Source organism: Rheinheimera sp., assembly GCF_036782235.1.
Classification (GTDB): Bacteria; Pseudomonadota; Gammaproteobacteria; order Enterobacterales; family Alteromonadaceae; genus Pararheinheimera.
Map to the genome: position 1 here is coordinate 1 of NZ_DAIPZL010000016.1, position 22,224 is coordinate 22,224.

17 protein-coding genes are annotated in these 22,224 nt (G+C 49.8%); 8 read left to right on the forward strand and 9 right to left on the reverse strand.

Going from position 1 to position 22,224, the window contains the following annotated elements; genetic code table 11:
* Positions 1-267 precede the first annotated feature (267 nt).
* Together V7P87_RS14465 and V7P87_RS14470 are read right to left on the reverse strand one after the other, a co-directional pair.
* Positions 268-2,709 carry a TonB-dependent siderophore receptor gene (locus tag V7P87_RS14465; protein WP_333798055.1) on the reverse strand — a complete coding sequence of 814 codons (2,442 nt, stop codon included), beginning with the start codon at positions 2,707-2,709 and terminating at the stop codon, positions 268-270.
* Between the two features lie 121 nt (positions 2,710-2,830).
* The gene (locus V7P87_RS14470) at positions 2,831-4,120 is read right to left on the reverse strand and encodes an MFS transporter (RefSeq protein WP_333798056.1); all 1,290 of its coding nucleotides are present in this window, start codon (positions 4,118-4,120) and stop codon (positions 2,831-2,833) included.
* Between the two features lie 178 nt (positions 4,121-4,298).
* On the opposite strand from V7P87_RS14470, the gene gtfA reads away from it, so the two are divergent.
* Positions 4,299-5,789 (forward strand): sucrose phosphorylase, encoded by a 1,491-nt coding sequence (gtfA, locus tag V7P87_RS14475; RefSeq protein WP_333798057.1) that lies wholly within the window; start codon positions 4,299-4,301, stop codon positions 5,787-5,789.
* 33 nt (positions 5,790-5,822) lie between these two features.
* Here gtfA and V7P87_RS14480 read toward each other — a convergent pair whose 3' ends face one another.
* The gene (locus tag V7P87_RS14480; RefSeq protein WP_333798058.1) at positions 5,823-6,842 is read right to left on the reverse strand and encodes a LacI family DNA-binding transcriptional regulator; all 1,020 of its coding nucleotides are present in this window, start codon (positions 6,840-6,842) and stop codon (positions 5,823-5,825) included.
* Between the two features lie 104 nt (positions 6,843-6,946).
* On the opposite strand from V7P87_RS14480, the gene V7P87_RS14485 reads away from it, so the two are divergent.
* Complete coding sequence (locus V7P87_RS14485) at positions 6,947-7,894, forward strand: PfkB family carbohydrate kinase (RefSeq protein ID WP_333798059.1); 948 nt, start codon at positions 6,947-6,949, stop codon at positions 7,892-7,894.
* 110 nt (positions 7,895-8,004) lie between these two features.
* Here the strand turns inward: V7P87_RS14485 and V7P87_RS14490 are convergent, their stop codons facing one another.
* Positions 8,005-8,142: a hypothetical protein gene (locus V7P87_RS14490; protein WP_296298771.1), complete on the reverse strand. Its 138-nt coding sequence runs from the start codon at positions 8,140-8,142 to the stop codon at positions 8,005-8,007.
* Positions 8,143-8,300: 158 nt separating this feature from the next.
* On the opposite strand from V7P87_RS14490, the gene V7P87_RS14495 reads away from it, so the two are divergent.
* Both V7P87_RS14495 and V7P87_RS14500 read left to right on the forward strand, forming a co-directional pair.
* Positions 8,301-9,197 carry a LysR family transcriptional regulator gene (locus tag V7P87_RS14495; protein WP_333798060.1) on the forward strand — a complete coding sequence of 299 codons (897 nt, stop codon included), beginning with the start codon at positions 8,301-8,303 and terminating at the stop codon, positions 9,195-9,197.
* A gap of 179 nt (positions 9,198-9,376) precedes the next feature.
* Positions 9,377-10,621 carry a cation:proton antiporter gene (locus V7P87_RS14500; RefSeq protein WP_333798113.1) on the forward strand — a complete coding sequence of 415 codons (1,245 nt, stop codon included), beginning with the start codon at positions 9,377-9,379 and terminating at the stop codon, positions 10,619-10,621.
* An 83-nt stretch (positions 10,622-10,704) separates the two neighbouring features.
* On the opposite strand, the gene V7P87_RS14505 is transcribed toward V7P87_RS14500, so the two are convergent.
* From V7P87_RS14505 to V7P87_RS14520, 4 genes are read right to left on the reverse strand one after another with little or no spacing between them, the layout of a single operon-like run.
* Positions 10,705-12,495, reverse strand: a complete 1,791-nt coding sequence (locus V7P87_RS14505; RefSeq protein WP_333798061.1) for an MFS transporter — start codon at positions 12,493-12,495, stop codon at positions 10,705-10,707.
* Positions 12,492-13,499, reverse strand: coding sequence for an ornithine cyclodeaminase family protein (locus tag V7P87_RS14510; RefSeq protein WP_333798062.1), 1,008 nt, complete (start codon positions 13,497-13,499; stop codon positions 12,492-12,494). Before V7P87_RS14510 ends, V7P87_RS14505 begins: the two co-directional genes overlap by 4 nt.
* A gap of 2 nt (positions 13,500-13,501) precedes the next feature.
* The gene (locus tag V7P87_RS14515) at positions 13,502-14,704 is read right to left on the reverse strand and encodes a M24 family metallopeptidase (RefSeq protein WP_333798063.1); all 1,203 of its coding nucleotides are present in this window, start codon (positions 14,702-14,704) and stop codon (positions 13,502-13,504) included.
* The gene (locus V7P87_RS14520) at positions 14,701-15,777 is read right to left on the reverse strand and encodes a proline racemase family protein (protein WP_333798064.1); all 1,077 of its coding nucleotides are present in this window, start codon (positions 15,775-15,777) and stop codon (positions 14,701-14,703) included. The genes V7P87_RS14515 and V7P87_RS14520 overlap by 4 nt, the downstream gene beginning before the upstream one ends.
* A 207-nt stretch (positions 15,778-15,984) precedes the next feature.
* Here V7P87_RS14520 and V7P87_RS14525 point away from each other — a divergent pair, with 207 nt between their 5' ends.
* The 3 genes from V7P87_RS14525 (at position 15,985) to chrA (ending at position 19,993) form a co-directional block, all read left to right on the forward strand.
* A complete protein-coding gene (locus tag V7P87_RS14525; RefSeq protein ID WP_333798065.1) occupies positions 15,985-16,920 on the forward strand; it encodes a collagenase in 936 nt (311 codons plus the stop codon).
* 229 nt (positions 16,921-17,149) lie between these two features.
* Positions 17,150-18,658 carry a BAR domain-like protein A BdpA gene (gene bdpA, locus V7P87_RS14530; RefSeq protein ID WP_333798066.1) on the forward strand — a complete coding sequence of 503 codons (1,509 nt, stop codon included), beginning with the start codon at positions 17,150-17,152 and terminating at the stop codon, positions 18,656-18,658.
* Between the two features lie 108 nt (positions 18,659-18,766).
* Positions 18,767-19,993 carry a chromate efflux transporter gene (gene chrA / locus V7P87_RS14535; RefSeq protein WP_333798067.1) on the forward strand — a complete coding sequence of 409 codons (1,227 nt, stop codon included), beginning with the start codon at positions 18,767-18,769 and terminating at the stop codon, positions 19,991-19,993.
* 68 nt (positions 19,994-20,061) lie between these two features.
* On the opposite strand, the gene V7P87_RS14540 is transcribed toward chrA, so the two are convergent.
* Positions 20,062-20,895 (reverse strand): LysR family transcriptional regulator, encoded by an 834-nt coding sequence (locus V7P87_RS14540; protein WP_333798068.1) that lies wholly within the window; start codon positions 20,893-20,895, stop codon positions 20,062-20,064.
* A 96-nt stretch (positions 20,896-20,991) separates the two neighbouring features.
* Between V7P87_RS14540 and V7P87_RS14545 the strand changes: the two genes are divergently transcribed.
* Positions 20,992-22,167, forward strand: a complete 1,176-nt coding sequence (locus V7P87_RS14545; protein ID WP_333798069.1) for an acyl-CoA dehydrogenase — start codon at positions 20,992-20,994, stop codon at positions 22,165-22,167.
* The last annotated feature ends 57 nt before the right edge of the window (positions 22,168-22,224 follow it).

The following is a 22,224-nucleotide window of genomic DNA, read 5'->3' on the forward strand; positions in this document are numbered from 1 at the left end:
TTATTTTGCAACACGTGGTAAGGAACCGTTGCAATAATTTGGTCAATAAAATGCAATTAATCAGCCGACTTGATGTCGGTTTTTTTTATCTGTAATTTGGTAATGACAACAGACATGCCGAACAGATAACCCGAAGGTCGCCGGTTCGCTTTCAAAAAACGGCGCCTGCAATGGCGGACGCGCTGATGCTACAACTTCACATATTTTTTAAGCCAGATAAAAAAATACCCCGCCAGTGCGGGGTATTTTTAATTAAAACTTACAGACTTAAAACTGATACTTCAAACCCAGTGAGGCGGTACGGCCATTAATAGTGCGGGCACGGATAATACCGTTGGCCGGCACTGAGCCCTCCTCTGCTTCGGTTAAACCAACTTTGTCAAAGAGGTTGTTAATATTCACCGACAGATCAAGGTTTTGCGCCAAATTGTAGCTGGCAAAAGCGTTGACCTGCGCATAACCACTGAACTTCAGGTCGTTATTATCCTGCGCATAAGCGTCACTGCTGCCAATAATGCTGAGTCCCAGCTGAGCTTTTTCCAGGTAATAACGGGCCAGCAGGCTATACAACAGATCCGCCTGGCGCCGTGGTTTATTACCGACCAGCTCCGGATTTAACACATCTTTGCTGATTTCGGCATCGGTCAGCGTGACAGAGCCGCGCAGTTCCAAATCACCTAAGCGGTAGCTGCTTTCCAGCTCCAGGCCTTGCGCCTGATAAACCCGGTCAAAAAAGCGCTGGCTGGTCGCTTCAAAATTCTGCTCTTCGGTTTCGGCGTAAAAGGCCGTCGCAAACAGATTTAAATCACCATGACGGCTTTTACTGCCAAATTCATACTGAGTCACTTCATCAACGGCATCTTCTTTGGCAACGCTGCCATCGGCATTTACCTTGCCGAATAACAAACGATCCGCATTGGCACGGCCACCCTGACTGACACGGGCAAACAGCGCCCAGTCTGTCTCAAGCTGATAGTTGGCGCCGGCGGAATAAGAGTTATAACCCCAGCTATAGTTGACCAGGTTTGGCTGGGCCAGATTGATGCCGGACACACTTTGCTCAACACGGCTGATTACACCGTCATTATTCATATCGCGTGCACTTTGTGCCGCGCCAGCATAAGTGCCGGACGCATCGCCATTATCACGACGCACACTGGCGTCCAGTGACAAGCTGCCAAAAGCCCAGCTCAAACCGGCATAAGGCGCTTTTATGCTGTAGCTGGTATCGTAATTACGCTGACAACAATTGCCCCAATAGGGCACGCCATAAGCGACTAAACCTTGTTCGGAAAACGCGGTGCCATCGGCAGCTGTCACATTCAAAAGCTCAGCATTGTCCCCTTTGAGTGCCATCAGATAACTGTTCCATAACCAGGACATACTGATGTTCTGGTCGGCAACATAATAACCAAGGTTAACATCCACATCGCCAAAGCTGCGGGACAATTTCAGATCATTGACGATAGAACCAAAGTCATTGAGCTCAACATCAAAAGTATGAATACGCATGGCATTTTTGGCGTTATAGGCCTGACCTGCATTTGGCCCTACGGCGTAACTCAGTGCTGCCCCAGCGCCTGCAATACTGTTTGCCATTTGTTGGCTGTCGCCAACTTCTGCCGGGAACAGGGTGATAAAATTGCCGCTGATATCGCTTAAACGAAAGCGGTTTTCCATGGTCCAGCCTTCCGGCAACTCAAACACAGCTTCAGCACCCACACTGTTCACCTGTGGGTTCATACCGTCACGCACATCACCGCGGGAAATTTGATTATCGCCGTTAAGGCGCACAGTTTGTGTTAAATAGGCCGACTGTAAAGTGTCACGCTTTGCATCAAAACCAGCAACTGAGCTGCCATCCGCCAGCATCGGCATTGGCATGTAACTGGCGGCTTTGTCGTTCAGGTGTTTCAGATATAACCGTACATAACCGCTGTCAAACTCGCGGGTCAGGTTGGCTTTGAGCTGATAACCACTTTCGCCCTGATAACCCGCATCCCTTACACCTTCGCCCTGACGCACAAAACCACCGATATGAAAGCGGGTTTCTGCATTGATATCACCGCCATATTCAAAGTCGGTGCGCAAAGTGTCGTAATTCAGGCCATTGGTTAGGGCGATACTGCCGCCTTCGTTTTCACCGGTTTTACTGACAAAATTAATAATACCTCCGGGTGAATTGCTGGCAGCTGTGCTGGCTGACCCGCCACGGATCACATCCAGACGGGCTAAGGTGGCGTCAGATCGCAAAAAGATATCGGCATTCCCAAAGGCGATATCGCCAAATTGCAATACCGGCAAACCATCTTCCTGCAGTGCTAAGAACTTGGCACCGCCCGATGCAACCGGCAAACCGCGCACGGCAATATTGGCATTGCCTTCGCCGCCGGTTGATTCACTGCGCACGCCAGGCAACATACGGAAAATCTCCGCTGTGCTGCGTGGCGTTGCCACTTCAATATCAGTGGGCGTTAAAGTACTGACCGAGACGCTTGATTGCATCACAGTTTGTTTACGGGCAACAGCGCCTGTGACCACAATACGCTCAAAATCAAGGCCAGCAACGGCTGCAGGCTCAGCCTGAGTTTTATTGTCATCGGCAGGCTCTGCCTTTGACTCATTCTGTTGTGCCTGTGCATAACCACTGCCCAGGGCCAGGCTGACCGCCAGCGCAAGATAAGCAGGTTTTATCTGTTGTATTTTCATCGTCTAGCTCCCGTGTTGATTGTGCTATCTCTTTGACTGGACAGCTCTTTTATTAAAAACTTAATCGTTTAAGTCTATTAAACCGACAACATCGATCTGACTTATCATTTTAGGTATCAGGTTATGATTGCCGGCGGTAATCAAGCCGGCGTTTGGCCGGTTGTGCCAGGTAGTTGTAAAGCATGGCCGCCGCAAGCAATGCCGAAAAAACAGTGGCAAGATAAAAACCGGCACTGACATCGGCCGCTAAATCTCCGATAAGCGCCATCAGCGCCGGTGCCAGCGCTGCTGATAAGGCAGTAAAAGCCAGGATCAAACCGGCAACAGCACCGTGTTGCTGACGGCCAAAACAGCTGATGCCTTTGGAATTTAATGTGGGGTAAATCATTGACATAAAAAGACCGGACAGCGGCATTAACCAAAGCGCAACCGCTTTGCCACCCAGCATACTAAAGAAAAAACAGGCGAAGATGGCCAGGGTGCAGCTTGCCATCACACTGCTCCAGCAAAAATGTTGCAGGATAAGTCCGGCGACAAAACGGCCGGCGGCACGAAGCATAAAAAACAGCGTAATGGCATGCGTCGCAACAACAGCAAAACTGCCTTGATAATCGGCCAGCAGAGTCGGCAACCAGACAAAAATAGCCACTTCACAGCCCACATAAAGTGCAATGGCCAGGGAAAAACCCAGTGCGTAGCGATCTTTTAATAAAGCCAGTGACTGACGCAGCGAAACCTGTTCGGCCGCAGCCTGATAAGGTGGATATGGCAATCGGGCGGCCATAATCACCAGTACAGTGCACAACAAGCCGGCAACCAGATATAACTGTTTCCAGTGTACTGATGCAGCAATCATCACTGTCACTAATGCAGGGCCGGCGATAGCGCCGAGTGCAAAAAAACCTTCCACTTTATTCATGGTTCTGGTGTGGCTTAAGCTGTCAGGGCTGATATCGCCGATAAGGGCCAGAGCGGCCGTTTTAAAAAGGCCAATAGCCAAACCACAAATGCCCATCAGCAGGATAAAAAACAGCGCATTGTCGCCGGCAGTAAAAGCATAACAAGCGCCAGCATACAGACTCAGACCCACGATAATCAGGCTTTTACGCCCCAATTTATCTGCCAGCCGCCCAAGGAACAGTCCGGCCAGGCCAATGGCCACCATAGGAACGTAATGAAAAGCACTGGCCTGAAATAAGCTCAGTTGGTATTGCGCCATGGCCTGCGGAATAATGACGCCAACTGCGTCTGTGGTCATGGCAAAAACAAAAAACATCAGATAAGTCATCCAGCGCACCTGGCGCTGCATCTGTTCTGTCGCCTGTTGTGTCGCCTGTTGTGTCGCCTGTTGTGTTGCATCAAGGGTGCCATCGGCAGAAACAGCGACCCCATGCGTTTTACTTGTCTGCATTTTATTCCCCGTGGTTACAGCAGGCTGGCCTTCATTCCTCATCCGGTTTAGACGCCTGGTGACAGTGCTTTGTACCTTCGCCCTGTAATTATTCCCTGGGGGCTTGACAAAGTTGTGTGCTGGCTTAAAGCTATATCTTAATCGTTTAAGATGCAAATATTTTTTTAGGAAGCGCACAATGACCCATGCTGTACAGACCAACCAGATCCAGTTAATCACCTATGTTGATAGATTAAGTGGCGGAAAAATAACGGATTTACATAGGCTACTTCAAGGGCAACTGGCCGGCTTGTTTGATGCTGTGCATTTGCTGCCGTTTTACCCGCCTATTGACGGTGAAGACGCAGGCTTTGACCCGACAGACCATACCGCAGTGGACAGCCGCTTAGGTAGCTGGGCTGATATTGAACGTCTGGCGGCCGATTACCCCATTATGGCGGATATGATTGTTAATCATATGTCGGCGCAGTCGCCGCAATTTCTGGATGTCCTGCAACAAGGCGAAAGCTCCCCCTACTGGCCACTGTTTTTAACCCGTGACAAAGTGTTTGGTCAGCAGCCGGATCAGGCTCAGCTCGATGCCATTTACCGGCCAAGGCCAACCCCCTGCTTTACCGATATTCGCTTAGCCAATGGTGACACCAAAGCATTCTGGACCACTTTTACCGCCAATCAGATTGATATCGATGTAACTTCTGCTCAGGGTGAAGCCTACCTGCAGGCCATTTTGCAGCGTTTTACCGACCATGGTGTTAAATATATCCGGTTGGATGCGGCAGGTTATGCCATTAAAAAAGCCGGCAGCAGCTGTTTTATGCTGCCTGAAACCTTTGAATTTATTGAAAAACTGTCAAAGCAAGCCAAGGCGCGTGGCATGACCTGCCTGGTTGAAATTCATGGTTATCATAAAACGCAGATAGAAATCGCCAAACGCTGTGACATGGTGTACGACTTTGCGCTGCCACCTCTGGTATTGCATACCATTTTCAGCGGTAGCGCCTATGCCTTAAAAACCTGGCTGGATATAGCCCCACGCAATTGTATCACTGTGCTCGACACCCATGACGGCATTGGTATTGTTGACGCAGCGGATTATCAGGGCGCTGCGGGACTCTTAACAGATCCAGAACTGGATAGCCTGGTGGAAAAAATCCATCACAACAGCGGCGGCAGCTCAAAACTGGCAACAGGCAACGCCGCCAATAATGTTGATTTGTATCAGGTTAATTGCAGTTTTTACGATGCCCTGGGCCGCAACAACGAGCACTATCTGCTGGCGCGTGCTATTCAGCTGTTTTGCCCTGGCATCAGTCAGATTTATTATGGCGGACTGCTGGCAGCAGAAAATGACGTTGCGCTGTTAAAGAAAACTGCGGTGGGCCGTGACATTAACAGGCCGTATTTTGATGAGAGCAGCCTGCAGCTGGCACTGCAAAAACCTGTGGTAAAAGCCTTGATGAAACTCATCCAGCTGCGCCGTACCCTGCAAGCCTTTGATGGCGACTTTAGCCAGACTTTAGCGCCAAACCTGTATCAACTGAACTGGCAACACGGCGGCCATCAGGCCAGTTTAAGCCTGCAACTGGATAGCCTGACAGCCACCCTTGCCTGGCAACATCAGGGACAGGCAGCACAACAACTGCAATTGGCTGACTTGCTGGTTTGTTAAACCAGCAAGTGTTGTGGCAACGCATTCCAAAGATTAACTGCTCTCCCCCAGCCTGAGCTCATAAGGTAACAGCTGGGGGCTGTCGTCACCGGACAAAAATGCCCGCACTGCAGCCTGGCCTTTGGCATCGCTGAACTGCCAGACAGTGCTTAGGGTCGGGTGATAGCGTAACGTTTCTTCAATGCCATCAAAACCAACCACTCTGAGCTGATTCGGGATCTCAATGCCTTGTTGTAATGCTTCGCGCATGGCGCTGAGGGCAATTAAATCACTCATACACAACAGCACTGTTGGTCTGGGTTCAAGCGCCAGCACAGCTTTGGCAGCAAGCTGACCATAATGCTGATTACTTTCAGGCAAATGCCACAGATACTCGCTCTGCAGTGTTAAGCGGCACTCTGCCATTGCCCGCAGATAACCATCCAGCCTGCGATGGGCAATCGAACTTTGGTTGTCCCACATGGGCGCTTGCAACACAGGACGGCTGTTGGGGGCATCAATCAGCCGTAAACCTAAAATGGCGACTGTATCAGTGGGCTTTAACACCGCCAGCGCACTTTGATAGGCTGCCTGCTCATTATCAATATTCACGGAGGGCCGGCCGGGTAAATCAAAATCGACGGTCAACACCCGCTTTGGGCTGCGTGTTAATTGTTCAATCAGCCCCAGATTACGTGGTGCGCCATAACAAATAAAACCATCAACAAAATCACTGATCGCTTCCAAATTTGCACTGCTACCGGAAAACAACAACAAATGCAGTTTATGCCGCTCCAGCTCACGGGTAACTCCTTGTAAAAACTGACTGGCCACAGGGTCGCTGACCATATATTCCAGAGAGTCAGATAAGATCACGGCCACAATGCCTGAACTACCGGTACGCAGCGACTGTGCTGCTTTGTTTGGGCCAAAATAACCAAGCTCGGCACAAGCACTGAGTATTTTTTCTCTGAGCCCAACCGACAGCTGATCAGGTCTGTTGAAGGCATTGGATATGGTGGCTGTCGAGACCCCCAGCGTTTTTGCCACACTTTTCAGCGTTAATCTACTCATATTCCGGTCACTTCAGGCTTTCATCTTAATTGATTAAGTTATATGATTTTTAAACAATAGCCAACCGCGGCTTCTGGCTGAGCTGACTGCCACAGGATACTACTATGCTTGCTGTAATTGGAGAAAACGTTGTTGATTTGTTGCCTGACGCCAATGGCATGTACCGGCCATGTCTGGGTGGGTCGCCTTTTAATGTTGCTATAGGCGCGGCCAGGCAACAAATTCAGGTCAGTTATATTTCACCTTTGTCACAGGATAACTTTGGTCGGCAGTTCGCTGATTATCTGCGTCAAAATGGCGCAACCTATGGCCTTGATAGCTTCAGCCGCTGCCCAAGTTCGCTGGCACTGGTCAGTATCAACGAGCAACTACAGCCTCAATACAGTTTGTACCGCAGTGGGATTGCCGATCGTGATATCTGTGCCGACCGACAAATTACCGCTTTGCCGCCCGCTTGCCAACTGCTGCATTTAGGCTCACTGGCACTGGAGAGCGAAGACGCGCCCCGCATCCGTCAGGTGGTTGCAGCGGCAAAAGCGCGTGGTATTCAGATTGCACTTGATATCAATGTGCGGCTGAATGCGGTATCTGACCCTGCAGCCTACCGCAGCTTTGTCCTTGAAATGATTCAACAAAGTGATTTTATTAAAGCCAGCGATGAAGATTTACAGTTACTTTTTGCCGCTCTGGCGCTGCCCGATGCGATAGCCACAATCAGGCAAACTGCACCTGCTGCTTTGCTGGCGCTGACCGAAGGGGATAAAGGTGCAGCGATTTTCTGGCAAGATCACCAGATCAGATTACCGGTGATAACCGCAGTGCCCTTTGTCGATACTGTCGGCGCTGGAGACACCTTTTGGGCCAATTTACTTGCTGCACTGTTAAAACTGGGTTTACCTGACGCGAGCCAGTGTCATGCCGTGCAGCTGGAACAATGTTTAACCCGGGCTATGCTGGCAGCCAGCTTAAATATTGCCAGCAAGGGTTGTAACCCGCCAACGCTGTTACAACTTGATCAGGCGATGGAAAATTACCAGCAGAGCCAAGTCTGACTGCAGTGCTGTATCTCTGCTGCAACACAGCCACACCCTACCTTGCCATCTTAAACGCCGGTATCAAGCCAACCGGCGTTTTGCTCTGGATTTGAGATCTGGCTTTTAGATCAGGGTTTTACTTTGGCCTGACAGGCACTGTCACAGCAGCTTGTTTTGTCTTGTTGTGGTGGCGGTAATTTATCCACCATCACTCCGTCCATTTCCAGCATTCCTTTAAACACTCTGAATAAAATTTGGAAAAACATCACCAGGCTCCTTGTTGCCGATTGCGACCTGCGTATTGTAAAAGCAGATTGTTACCTTGATTAGACAGCAACTCAGAGATACTTTGTTTCCTAAAAGAAACAATCAGCCCGATATCTTATTGGTATCATCCACAGCTGCTGTTAAATACGGGGTTACAATGTCGTTATTACAAAGACTGAGTGATATGGCCATTTTTGCCAGAGTGGTGGAAAGTGGCAGTTTTACCCAGGCTGCTATTGCACTGGGGATGTCCAAAGGTGCGGTCAGTAAAGCCATAGCGAGACTTGAACAACATCTGGCAGTGCGCTTATTACAAAGAACGACCCGCCAGCTTAAGCTCAGCAGCGAGGGTCAGGCCTTTTTTGTCTATTGCCAGCAGGTGGTGCGTCAGGCCGATCAGGCCGAGCATCATCTGGCTGAACTGCGGGATGAACCCATCGGCAGTATCCGCATCAGTGTGGCAGTGACCTACGGCTCCAAAGTCATAGCACCACTTATCCCTGAGTTATTACAACGTTATCCGAAGCTGCAGTTAGAACTTGATCTCAACGACAAAATGGTTGATTTGGTGGCCGATGAAGTGGATTTGGCTATTCGTTTTGGCAAATTGCCCAGTTCCAGTTTAATAGCCCGGCCACTGACCCATCTGCCGATAGTGCTGGTGGCGTCACCGGCTTATCTGGCGACTCATGGTGTGCCACAACATCCGAGCGATCTGGTGCACCATGCCTGTATCTCAACCGGCAGCGGCGGGCCAGAAACCAGCTGGGAGTTTCTGGACAAGGGCCAGGTGCTGAAAGTACCAGCCAATGGCCCTTTTTATACCAACAGCAACAGAGCCGCCAAACCCACAGTGCTCTCTGGTCTGGGGCTGATGTTTGTCACCCGTTACCAGGTGGAGGAAGAGTTACAGTCCGGCATGCTGGTGTCTGTCCTGCCCGACTATATGCCAAAACCTTTGCCCGTTCATCTGGTGTACCCCCACCGCACCCATATGAAAGCCGGGCTTAAACTGGTGCTGCAATATCTGCAAACTAAATTGGGCGACAACTAAGTTGCGTTGCTGTTGGTGCAATACAGCCACCAGATCCCGTGATAACACAATAAGCCAGGCCTCTGCCGGACTGACTTTTTAACTTGGGTCTGAGCATCCTTGTTGATCCGACTTGTTGCTGTCATGTGTTGGCCATTACAATCGCTGCTTTTGTGTGATTGCCGGAGTACAGAGTGGACATGCTTCCTGTGGGCGTCAGTGCCTTTTTTATCCAATTACTGGTTATTCTGCTGGTGGCCAGAATAGTGGGCTGGCTGGCTATCCAGCTTGGTCAGCCGCGGGTCGTCGGTGAAATGATTGCCGGTATTTTGCTTGGTCCCACCTTGTTTGGCGCATTCGCACCAGAGCTGCAACAACAGTTATTTTCCGCTGAATACCGGCCCTTTTTATCATTAGGCGCTCAGATAGGCATAGGTCTTTATATGTTTTTGGTCGGACTGGAATTTGACAACAGCATGTTTAAAACCCGGGCCCGCAGTGCTATTGCCATTTCAGCGTCCGGCATTTTAGTGCCTTTTGTGATGGCCTGTGTGCTGGCCAGCTGGTTGCTGAGTTTTGGTGCTTTGTTTGCCGACAATATCAGCTGGACTCAGGCCACGTTATTTTTAGGCGCTTCTATTGCCATTACCGCTTTTCCGATGTTGGCCAGGGTGATACAGGAGCAGGGCCTTGCCAATAGTAAAATTGGCACTTTAGTACTGGCGGCCGGCGCCATTGACGATGTGGCGGCCTGGTGTCTGATGGCCTTATTGCTGGCCAGTTTTAGTGGTGACGACAGCTTGTTTTACAAAGCCGTGATTGGTGCTGTGGTGTTTGCGGTATTGATGTTAACGCTGGTGCGCAAGCACACAGCGCAGCTGGAAAGTTGGTATCAAAAAGACGGGCGTTTAACACCGCCATTGCTGCTGGTGATTCTGGTGTTGTGGGTCATGAGCGTCAGCACCACTGAATGGATTGGCCTGCATGCCGTTTTTGGTGGTTTTTTATTGGGTGTGGCTATGCCACGGGGTCTGTTGGCAGCACATTTAATTCAACGGTTACAACCTGTGGTGCTGATAGGTCTGGTGCCGCTGTTTTTTACCGTTTCCGGTTTAAAAACTGATTTGTCCTTACTGTTTCAGGGCACTTTGTGGCAAGTGGCACTGGCGGTGATTGCCGCTTCTATTTTTGCCAAAGCGGTGGCCTGTTATCTGGCAGCCCGTTTTTGTGGTGAAAACCATGCCATGGCACTGGCAGTTGGTATTCTGATGAATGCCCGTGGCATGATGGAATTAATTTTGCTGAATATTGCGCTGCAAAATGGCGTGATCAAAGCCGATTTATTTTCAGTATTGGTGTTGATGACAATAGTGACCACCATGATGGCCACACCGCTGTTTAACTATTTGCAGCGTCGCGCCGGTTTTCGCGCTCAGCTGACATAATCATCCTGCTGTGTTGTACTGGCAGCGACACTTACAAAGCCGCTGCCAGTGTGGCGCAAGCAAAAAAAGGTTTAACAAAAGGTTTAACAACGTGTTTTTTGCTGTGGCTTCAGACTCAGATGCAGCCACATCAGAAACATTGAGGTTAAAAGCCCCAGACTGGCAAAAAACACCCACATCAACATTGGTTGTTGTTGTTCAACAGCAAATAACTGATAAGCCCAGCCCGACAATAAACCGGCAAATAAATAACCAAGTGCCATAGCGACAAAATAGTAACCCATATACATCGCAGTCTGATGGCCTGGCGCTATTGCGGCCACATATTCCTGACTTTTAGGCGACGCCAGCATCTCGCCAAGCGAAAACAACAGCACAGCGCCTGTGATGGCAAAACCGCCAATCGGCAATAAACCACTGACACCAAAACAAAACAGACCACCACTTAATACCAGAGTGCCAACAACCAACACCGCAAGCGCCGGCAGACGCTGAATAAATAAACTGATGACAATCTGCAATAGCACTATCAGCGCAAACCCCAGATTCACGATATATTCCGGATTGAGCTGCCGGTGCTGCTGTTGCCAGGCTGTGGCTAGGCTTAGGGCATCGGTCTGATGCTGCGCCAGCGCCTGTAAACCGGCCACCAGTTCATCGGCCGGGACCCGTACTTTGTAGTGATACAAAGTCTGACTGATTTGCAACAGGTTTTGACTTTGCTGCTGATAGGCATCAGCAAGCTCTGGCAATAACTGTGAAAGCTGCGTTATATCCACTACCGCCAGATAATCCAGCCAGGAAGGAGCAAACCGGGCAATGCTCAGCACTAAATCACGCGTATCGACAAAGTCGCGGATAAAGAGCGGCACTGTAATAAACAGCTGGTTGTAGATGGTCCAAAAGCCGGTCAGGATCAATAAATAACAAACAAAAGCTTTATTACCTATTTTCATCGGTGATGAGTACCAGCGTGTTGCCTTACTGTTGCCGGCGGCCAGCAGCAGACTCCAGAGCGCGTTGAGTGTGATCCACAAACCGGCCACAGCGGCAATTTGCCAGAAACTTAAAGCGGTTAAACTACTGAACATCAACAGCAGCAACAGCGGCACCACCAGTAGCGCCAGCCGGCCATTGCCCAGCACCAGCTGAATTTCCTGCAGCAGTGGCAAGTCCGGCCTTGCCGGTTTGTGCACTTTGGGTTCCTGATACCAGCATAAGGCTGGAATAAAATTCAGGCTGATCCAAAAAGCCGACATGATAAAAACCCAGTCCCAACTGATGGCACGTACATAACCGGCGACCAAAGGCCCGATAAAACCACCGATATTGACCATGGTATAAAAAATACCAAAACCCAGACCTCTGTTGCTGTCATCCGTACTGCGCCCGACAGTACCCACCACCACGGGTTTAAAGCAAGCGGCACCGAGCGCAACCAGCAAAAACACCGCAAAAAATGCCCAAAAATCCTGCACCTGACCCAGCAGATAATAACCCGGTGCCATTAGCATAAAAGATAATAAAAACATGCGCCTGTAACCATATTGGTCGGCCATGGCACCGGTAAGCACCGGCAATAAATACAATAAAAACGGGATCATGCCCTGCACAAAACCCCGTTGTTGTTCAGTAAAAGCCAGACCGCCCTGACTAAGCGGACTGGTCAGATACAAAGACGACAAGGTAAAAAAACCATACCAGGCCAACCGCTCAAAAATCTCCATGCCATTGGCCAGATAAAAAGCCGCCGGAAAAGCACTGCGCCCTGCTTTGCCTTTGGTTGCAACTAAGGCAGACACCATTGCGTCACTACGGGCCGCCGGGTGCTGGCCAGAAGGTGCTGAGGTCGATTCTGATGTCACCATGCTCATTCGCTCTGCTGCTCCGTTTTGAGCTTGCGCTCATAGACCAAAGCAGCACAAAGCAAATCACTGAGCGCAGTCCCGACCGACTTAAATAAAGTGATGTCGCTGTGTTGTTGCCGTGCAGGCGGCAGCTGCGCTGCAGTTTGCGCCAAAGCCTGTGGCAAAAAACCACCCCGGCATAAAGTGGCCAAATCCCCCTGAATTTGTGTTTCGTGAAAACAACCTTCGGCAATAGGCAATAACAACTCACCGGCTTCTCTGAGCACATTGAGTTTATCATCAACAAAAACCCGCGCTTTTTGCACCAGGGCACTGTCACATTCTCTTTTATCCACATTGTGATTACCCAGCAAATCCACATGAGTACCGGCAGCAATGAGCTCCCCAAACAACAATGGCGCAGCTGAACCCGTTGCCGCGATAATGATCTGATGTGTTTTTTGCGCGCTGGCCAAATCTGCGGCAATATCAATCTGCACATCTGGATACAAGGGCAATAACTCGTTTTTTGCCTCTGTGTAAAGTGCTTTGGTTTTCTCCGCACTTCGGCCCCACAGGCTTATCTTGCAAAGTGGCCTCAGGGCCAGATGCGCTCTTAACAGTGGCATTGCCAGATTGCCGGTACCCAGCAATAACAAGCTGCTGGCATCAGGTCGCGCCAGATGAAAGGCCGCCAAGGCAGATACCGCCGCAGTGCGGGCGCAGGTAACAGCAACTCCGTCGATAAAAGCAAGCGGCGCACCGCTTTCCCGCGCAAACAACATCAGTTGTGAATGCAGTACAGGCCGGTTTTTTTGGACGTTTTGCGGCAGATAAGTAAAAGCTTTCACGCTGATGTAGCGCTCATTCCAGGCCGGCAACAGCGCAAAAGCATCATGCTGCCCTTCCGATAGCGGATACAGACTGCGTGGAGGCGCGCTAAAATCGCCGGCAAATCCCCGATGTAAAGCCTGAATTAACGACGGGTAATCCAGTAGCGCGCTGACTTCAGCGCCATTGAGCATCCGCATGATTAAAACCTCTCTGGCAATTCAAATTGTTTAGGGGCTTTGGTTAGCACACGGCAGCCCTCTTTGGTCACCAGCACATCATCTTCAATGCGAACCCCACCAAAGTCGGTGATATAAATGCCCGGTTCAATAGTGATCACGGCATTTTCCGGCAACAACTGCCGGCACAAAGGGCCAAGAAAAGGCTGTTCGTGCAGCTGCAAACCCACACCATGACCAAGGCCTGGCCCGACATCTTTGGCAAAAGGCGAAGCTGCCAGCACATCTGCAGCAATATTATTCAGCGCAGCGCCGCTGATACCGGCCCGCACTGCGTCAAGCGCCGCCTGCTGCGCCTGTAACACCGTCTGGTACATTTGCTTTTGCAATGGGCTTGGCGTACCACAGACAAAACTGCGGGTCATGTCCGAACGGTAGCCGTTCACCACAGCGCCAAAATCCAGCACTATCAAATCACCCTTTTTTAATCTTTTAGCACCAGGCAAGGCATGAGGTAAGGCGGAGCGTTCGGCAAAACCCAAAATAGTGGCAAATGAAAAATCTTCAGCGCCGGCTTTTTTCAGCTGATATTCAAGCTCGGTGGCAAATTCCTGTTCACTGATCCCCGGTTGCAGCAGCGGTAATGCCCGCTGTAATGCCAAATCGGCGATAGCGGCCGCCTGCTCAATCTGCGCCACTTCCCATTCATCTTTCACCATACGCTGCGCCGCCAGATGGGGCGGACAAGGACTAAATTCGATCAGGCCGTTGCCTTCACCAATGGCCCGCCATTGCAGCACACTAATATCACTGTCTTCGTACCAGACACGGCGGGCTTTGATGTCACCCAGCACCATCGCAATGGCCTGGCTCAGGCTCTGCCGGTCACGGTCGCGGCAATAACAGCTGACCTGAAGCTCTGGCGGCGCCTCCTGCTTTGCCTGCGCGATAAAACGATAATCAGTGATCAGCACCACAGTGGAAGGGCTGACTATCGCCATCAAGGCTTCGCCACTGTAATTCAATAAATAACGTAAATTTACCGGCGAAAAAATCAGCGCTGCATCCTGTCCGGCCTGCACCATCTGGTAGCGAAAGCGGCTTAACCTCTCGGCAAATTGTGGCTTGAGTTGTTTTGCGGTCTGATCAGCGGTCAGGCATGCGCTTTTGTTTGCACTGTGACTCACAGCAACAGGTTCGGCTTTCATCGGAATTGTGGTATTCATCGGAAAATAAATCCTTCTGCCAGTGGATCCAAGGGGTCAAACACAAACTGCTGGCTGGCTGTGACATAAGCGGTGCCGGCCACCTGCGGGATCACCGCCTGATAAGGCCCATACTCACACTGCGATTGAATCACCACGCTAAACTCAGAGCCGACAATACTTTCAATTCGGATAGGTTGCCCAAGGCTTAATTTGCCCTGCTGATATAACAAAGCGGCAAGTCCGGACACACCACTGCCGGTTGGGCTGCGATCAAGCTGACCATCCGCAAAAACACAGACGTTGCGCTGCAAAACTCCGGCTTTTGCAGCTGGTCCGGTAAAAATCACGCCATATAACAAACTCAGATCATCGGCAAAAGGATGTTGCACCGAAACTTCAGCCAGCAGCTGCTGCTTGATAAGCTCGCCATACCGGATAATCTGCCGGTGGTTATTCATCTGAAGCTCAAGGCCAATCCGGCTTGCTTCAACATAAGCATAAAAAGCACCACCATAAGCCAGCTGATAAGGCACTGCGCCAATAGCTGCAACCTGGGTTTGCTGATCAGCAGCCAGGACAAAAGAAGGCACATTGTCGAACCAACAACGCTGCACCTTCGGTGCTTTGCTGTTGTGATCCGCCTGGTTTTGAGCTGCAGGCACAAGTTCGGCATAAAGCTGAATTTGGCCGCAGGGGGCATCCACTTGAAAGTGGGTTACCGGATAAGTGGCCGCCACTACACCGGCCTCTACCGCCACTTTGGCCAGCGCTATCATGGCGTGGCCACACATGGTGCTGTAGCCTTCGTTATGCAAAAACAACACACCAAAAGCACTGTCACTACGCTCAGGCGGCAGAATAATACAACCGTACATATCGGCATGGCCTCTGGGTTCAAACATCAGCGCCCGGCGTAAATGGTCAAAACGTTGCTGACAGTCCCGGCGCTGCGCCAGCACAGTGTCGCCCTCAAGTGCAGGAAAACCTGAGGTCACAATCCGCAGCGGCTCGCCGCCTGTGTGGCAATCCAGACAACTGATCTGCTGCCAGTGTGAAGGCGGCTGCCATGACGCAAATGCATTTTTGAACAACATAAGATCCTGTAGATAAAGCTGGTTTTGATTGATTAAGAATATTGTATACAATATATTAAATCAAAAAGGAATGGTTGAGACCAAAAAAGTAAGCGGCAAAGGCCAGGCCCAACAGCGTAAAAAGTGGGCAGTTCAACACCACTGAGGCGGCTCTGTGCATTCTCTCTGGTTTTATCAAACAATATTGAAACATCAGGAGTTGTTATGTCTTTTACCAAAACCGCAGCTTTGATCTGGCTACCAGCTGCGCTCTTTGTTGCCGGCAGCGCTACTGCAGATACAAGGCCACCGGCAGCACCAGACAAGGCAGTGACAGCGATGCTGACTCAGGTGCATCAGTGCAGCCCTGGCTTGCAGTTGCGTTCAGCTGCTTTAACCGCCAGTCAGGCGTCGCAGATTTGTCAGCAACTGGCTCAGGTTGAGCAGCGCTTTCAGTTGTTATTTGACAAACCGGCACCTGTGCTGCACGACGGCAACCATATGCTCAGAGCCAATATTTACGCGTCACAATCCCAATATGCCGCTTTTGCAGGTCTGCACTTTTCCATGCCCACCAACAACGGCGGTATGTATCTGGAAGGTTTGCCACATCAGCCCGGTAATCAGGCTGAATTTGTCGCTTATCAGCATGCCGGCGGTGAAGTTTGGAATCTGGCGCATGAATATGTGCATTATCTGGATGGTCGTTTTAATCTTTATGGCGACTTTTGCGCCAATCTGCACGACTCCCACGCCGCACCGGAAAATTGCCCGCGCCCGGCACCACAAAGCCCTTATCTGGTGTGGTGGACTGAAGGCATGGCGGAATATATTGCCCATGGCAAACAAAACAGCGTAGCCGAAAAACTTGCCAACAGTGCGGTTTATAAACTCAGCGAGCTGTTTCATACCGGCTATGAGAAAAACAGTGGCAGTGACCGAATATATCGCTGGGGTTATCTGGCAGTTCGTTATTTGTTTGAGCAACATCCAGATAAAATAAAACAGATGCTGATTTTTACCCGCCAGGGTGATTACCCGCGTTATCAGGCTTTGGTGCAAAGCTGGGGTAATAGCATGGATGATGATTTTGCGTTCTGGTTACAACAACTGGCATCGCAGTCCAAAATGATAACAAATAACACCGTCACTTTGCCTTAAAGCTTTAGGTTGAGCACAAAGCCCGGCAGGATAATTTCAGTGTGGCAAAACCGGTGCCTCAAAACACAAAATAAAGAGCAAAACCGGCGTAAAAACCGCCGGTTAGCCCCTGATTTTTACAGTTCCCCTTACCCGGATAATTCAGCTCTGGTACATTCAGGGCCCGGCAAGCTCTGTTCTGCCGTTTGGTCCTACTTTACACTGACAAAAAACTCACTCCGAGGTTGTTATGCGCTTGTTATTTGCTTTAGGTTTTAGCTTGTTCGCCAGCAGTGTTGCTGCCATGCCCGGTGAACCCATTCTTCAGAGCAACTTTGAGCAGAATGAACAACAATTTAATATTTTATCCGGTTGCAGCCTGCAAAAAGATGTGGTGAAAAGTGGTATTCGGGCATTAAGTTGTGGCCGCGGTGCCAGCTCTTTAATCAGCCGCCAGCCTCTGGCAGAGCTGGGTTTATTGGAGCTTTGGGTCAAGCCGGAAAATGCTTATACCAGTTACCGCATTAATATTCTGACGTCCCCTTCTATCCGCATCGACAGTGTCTGGCAACAGGTCGGTTTGATTGAAACCCAGGCCGGCAGTACCGACTTTATTGCCCATCGGATTTCGATTGATGACCCTGGCCGTAAATATATCCGGCTGGATATTGAAAGCAGCAATGGTGCTGTGGTGATTGACGACGTGGTGGTTGACCGAATTTTGCTTGACACTGCACTGCAAAAAAACGAACAAAAAATTATCAGTGGTATTTTGGATCAGCTGAAACAAAACCGGAACTACGAAGTACAGGCCGAGTCGTTTCGCACATTAGGTAAAAATTACGCTGCCCAGCTGGAAAGTCAGCGCCAATACCTAGAATACGCCAACGCCATTTATTCCAGTATTACTTTTGTACTGGCAAGTTCCGAGCGTAACAAAATGTCGAACCCTATGGCTTATGCCTCATTTCGCACCATTCTGGCCGACACCAAAAGAGTGGCCTCCCCACTGCAGCAAGCACGGTTAAATTCGATGGTGAAACCTTTTGGTGACTTAGTGACCGCCACGTTAAATGTGGTCAGCGCCGGCACTTATTCTGCTTTTGCCGAGCCTTTTAAATCTTTTCTGGCCGCAACTTTTGATAAATCCAATTATGAAAATGCCGATTTAAGCCGTAAAGATCGCAAATTTGCCGAAGAAAACGGGCTGAAAATTTACGAAAACGCCGAACGTTTTTTAAATGAGCTGGAACGTGAGCTGGTGCAGGTGTCGACGCTGGATCAGGACTTACAACAAATGGCCAAAATGGTAGAACTGTTCCGAAAAGATTTAGACAAACACCTGCGTAATTATCTGCAACATGCTGGCCTTGCCCGCACTCAGGAAAATTACGGTCGGGTGATGAGTAAAGAAGAGTCTATCCGCGCCAATATCATCGACGAGGTGGCGCTGAATGTGACCAATAAAGCGCAGTCGTACCTGGCAAGCGAAAACATGACCTCCACGAACAACACAGAATTAGTGCAATATTTATTAAAAACCCGTGAGCAGCTGGAAGCTTTGCAGGAATTTAAAGAAAGGTTTAACCAAATTACCGCCTCTTCTATTACTTTTTACGAAAAGTTTGAACGTTCGGTAGCGCCTGAGCAAAACCCCTTTACCGATGCCAAAGATAAAGCTGCCTGGGAGCAGCATGCGAAAAAAGCCCGCGCTTATATTCAGCAATCCAAAGAAGCCTTTAGCAAAGCTTATATGTAATATTTCTGTCATATTCGAGCTTTAAGCTTCGCGCTTTAAACGCTGAACACAAATAACCGTATTTACAAGACTCAGCAGGCTGAGTCTTGTTTTTTCCAAAGGATTTGCATGCCAGTGCAGCAGCAACAAAGCTCATTCACAGAACAACAGCAGCTTATGCCCCCGTCGTTATGGCAGCTTTTTATTATTTTTCTGACACTTGGCTGTACCAGCTTTGGCGGCCCTTTAGCCCACCTTGGTTTTTTTCGTTTTGAATTTGTCGAAAAACGCCGTTGGCTGAGCGACCAGGATTACGCCGAGTTGGTGGCCTTATGTCAGTTTTTGCCAGGCCCCGCCAGCAGTCAGGTCGGTATGGCGATTGGCTTTTTAACACGCTCTTATGCAGGTGCTTTGGTGAGCTTTTTAGGTTTTACCCTGCCTTCTTTTGTGCTGATGCTTCTGTTTGCACTTTATTTACAGCACCAGGCCGGCGGTTTTGATGCCGCTATAGTGCATACATTAAAACTGGTGGCCGTTGCCGTCGTGGCGCAGGCGCTTTATGGCATGAGTAAAAGCATGTGCCCCGACTGGCCACGCCGTTTATTTGCTATTGCCGTGATGCTGCTTCTGCTCTGGCAACCCGGAGTTTGGCAACAGCTTGTTTTAATTGCCATAGCTGCATTTTGTGGCCGTTATTTTGTATCGCCTTTGCCACAACAGCCGCCAGCCAGCTCATCAAAACCGCGACTCGCACCATTGTTACTGGGCGTGTTTTTCTCCTTACTGCTGCTACTGCCTCTATTGGCGGCCATCAGTGAAAACGGCCTTTTGAGCCTGATGGATAAGTTTTATCGTGCCGGCAGTCTGGTGTTTGGGGGAGGTCATGTGGTTTTACCAATGCTGCAGGCCGAACTTGTGCCGGAATTAATTGATAACCAGAGCTTTTTGGCAGGTTATGGTATAGCCCAGGCTTTACCTGGTCCGCTTTTTACCTTTGCCAGCTTTTTAGGTGCTGCAAGTTCGCTGCCCTATTCACCTTTGCTGCTGGCTTTTGTTGCCAGTGTTGCCATCTTTTTACCGGCCATGTTACTGGTGCTGGGTGCTTTGCCATATTGGCAACAACTAAAATATAAAGCCCGGGTGCAGCAGGCTATGGCGGGTGTAAATGCTGCTGTGGTGGGTGTGCTGGCCTCTGCTTTTTTGCAGCCGGTGGCCAGCAGCAGTATTGGCTCTGTCAGCGATTTTTTGTGGGTACTCCTTGCAGTGTTTTTACTGGTGAAAGCCAAACTATCACCTTTTTATCTGGTGGCGGGCGCCCTGCTGCTTTCACTGTCTATTTCGTTGTTGATGTCCTGATAAAGCAGCTTTGCTGCCGGTTTTTTACGCCCGGCAGCAAATAACAGCAGTATCAGCAATTCCCTGCTTTATTGTTTTTTCGCCACTTCACATAAGGTTTTTACCGCACTTTGATGTTGCTGGTTTTTATCAAAGGCCAGCACCAGCTCCCGTTCGGCAAGGGGCAGCTCCAGTGGCCTGGTTTGCATCTCGGCCCTGTTGCGGTGGCTTTCAAAAGCTGGCACTAAAGCACAACCAATACCGGCGCCCACCAGCCCTATGGCGTATTCAATGGTATGAATATTGGCGCGGATATCGGCTTTAATATTGTGCCTGTTCAGTGCTGTTTGTAGCTGATCCCAGGCATCACAAGGAGTGCGTTTGATCAGCGGCAGTTTTTTAAAATCGTCCATACTGATTTGCGCTTTGGCGCATAAAGGGTGCTGCGCCGGTAAGGCCAACAAATAAGCGTCACTCCAAAGCGGCTGATAAAGCTCTCCGGCCTTGAGCTGGCGGATATTAATAATACGGGCATCACAGGGCTCATCCGGCTCGACTAAGTGCAGCTCAAGACCAGGCAGCTGACTGTTAAAGTCTTTTAATAGTGCACTCATTCGTTCTACCCCTAAAGCCCGCACCAGCCCAAGCCTGAATTGCAGCCGTTTGGCCGGCTTTTTAAAAGAGGCCTGCACCGCCTGCAGCTGACTTAAAATCTGGCAGGCCTGGCTGTATAACCTTTCACCTTCTTCGGTGGCTTTTACACCACGGGGTAAACGAATAAATAGCACCACCCCAAGTTCTGTTTCCAAAGCCAATAAAGCTGCAGACACTGAAGGCTGAGCGACATCCAGGTGCCTTGCTGCTGCACTGATGCTGCCCTGCTCAAAAACCGCGACAAAATAACCAAGCTGACGCATATCCATAGATAAAAACTATACCTGACCAAGCTTCTATATGTTTTTACTTTAAATCCGCCCTCCATAAGATAGCAATAACTTTCACAGCATTGAGTAACAACCATGAGCAAAACGCCTTTTAACTGGCAAGACCCTTTTGCCTTCAATAGCTTATTAACCGAAGAAGAAAGGTTAATTCAGGAAACGGCCCAGAGTTATTGTCAGGAACGGTTGATGCCGCGCATTCTGGAAGCCAACCGCCATGAACATTTTGATGTCGCCATTATGCGTGAGTTGGGTGAACTGGGTTTATTAGGTGCCACTTTGCCGGAAAAATACGGCTGCTCCGGGGTGAATTATGTCAGTTATGGTTTGGTGGCCCGTGAAGTAGAAAGAGTCGACAGCGGTTATCGCAGTGCCATGAGTGTGCAATCCTCCCTGGTGATGCACCCTATTTACACTTATGGCTCAGAAGCACAGCGGATGAAATATCTGCCCAAACTTGCCAGCGGCGAATGGATCGGCTGTTTTGGTTTAACCGAGCCGGATTCAGGTTCAGATCCGGCCTCAATGCGCACCACAGCAAAAAAAATCGACGGTGGTTACAGCATTTCCGGAACCAAAATGTGGATCACCAACTCCCCGGTTGCCGATGTGTTTGTGGTCTGGGCCAAACTGGATGGTGTTATTCGCGGTTTTATTCTGGAAAAAGGTATGAAGGGCTTAAGCGCCCCGAAAATTGAAGGCAAGTTTTCACTGCGTGCCTCTATCACAGGCGAAATTGTGATGGATGGTGTGGAAGTGTCAGAGGACCAGTTATTGCCCAATGCTCAGGGATTGAGTGGGCCCTTTGGTTGTTTAAATAAAGCCCGTTATGGCATTGCCTGGGGTGCTTTGGGTGCTGCTGAGTTCTGCTTTAATGCGGCGCGCCAGTATACGCTGGACCGTTCGCAGTTTGGCCGGCCACTGGCGGCTAATCAGCTTATTCAGAAAAAACTGGCTGATATGCAAACTGACATCAGTTTAGGTTTATTGGGCTGTTTACAGGCCGGCCGTTTAATGGATGCAGGCACCCTGCCGGTGGAAACCATTTCGCTGATCAAACGCAATTCTTGTGGCAAAGCACTGGATATTGCGCGTATCGCCCGTGATATGCACGGTGGTAACGGTATTGCTGATGAATACCATGTGATCCGCCATGTGATGAACTTAGAAGCGGTCAATACCTATGAAGGCACCCATGATGTGCATGCGCTGATTTTAGGCCGTGCCATTACCGGCCTGCAGGCGTTCTGCTGATTAATCAAGGCCAGCGGCAAATGCCCTGGCCTTTTTTCTGTCGATCACAACAACCAC